The following is a 598-nucleotide window of genomic DNA, read 5'->3' as shown; positions in this document are numbered from 1 at the left end:
TTCGCCACGTCCTTCATCGGCTCCTAGCGCCTAGGCATCCTCCGTGTGCTCTTAGTAGCTTAACCAGATTGCTCCGGTTTCGACTGCTCGCTTCCCTTGTTTTGGACTACGTCCAAAGCCAAAAGTCGCTCCCATTCGATACCATCGCAACAGCAATTAACTACCGTTTTTATTGAAACTTGTTGAACACAAGTTCAGCTAAAAAGGAATGTTCTAATTCGCGTTTGTTTCGTTTCGATATCTAGTTTTCAAAGAACACAGCAAATAGATGAAATTGTTTGGTGGAGCCAAGCGGGATCGAACCGCTGACCTCCTGCTTGCAAGGCAGGCGCTCTCCCAGCTGAGCTATGGCCCCTCAAATTCCATCAAAACTGAACAAATGGATTGGTAACTTTGTATTGCTTGCAAGTTCATTGAACTTACATATTTGAATGTCTTCGTTGCAGAAGACGATTCTCCATAGAAAGGAGGTGATCCAGCCGCACCTTCCGATACGGCTACCTTGTTACGACTTCACCCCAATCATCTATCCCACCTTCGGCGGCTGGCTCCTTGCGGTTACCCCACCGACTTCGGGTGTTATAAACTCTCGTGGTGT

The 598-nt window shown here is 47.3% G+C and carries 1 tRNA gene and 1 rRNA gene; both read right to left on the bottom strand.

Features of this window, described 5'->3' with window-relative positions:
* Positions 1-279: 279 nt before the first annotated feature.
* Positions 280-355: transfer RNA gene (locus AB4Z30_RS29940), tRNA-Ala, on the bottom strand.
* Positions 356-463: 108 nt separating this feature from the next.
* Positions 464-598, bottom strand: a 16S ribosomal RNA gene (locus AB4Z30_RS29935); the annotation flags it as partial.

The organism is Paenibacillus sp. 2TAF8, from assembly GCF_052114825.1.
Classification (GTDB): domain Bacteria; phylum Bacillota; class Bacilli; order Paenibacillales; family Paenibacillaceae; genus Paenibacillus.
This window is presented reverse-complemented; position numbering and strand designations above follow the sequence as displayed.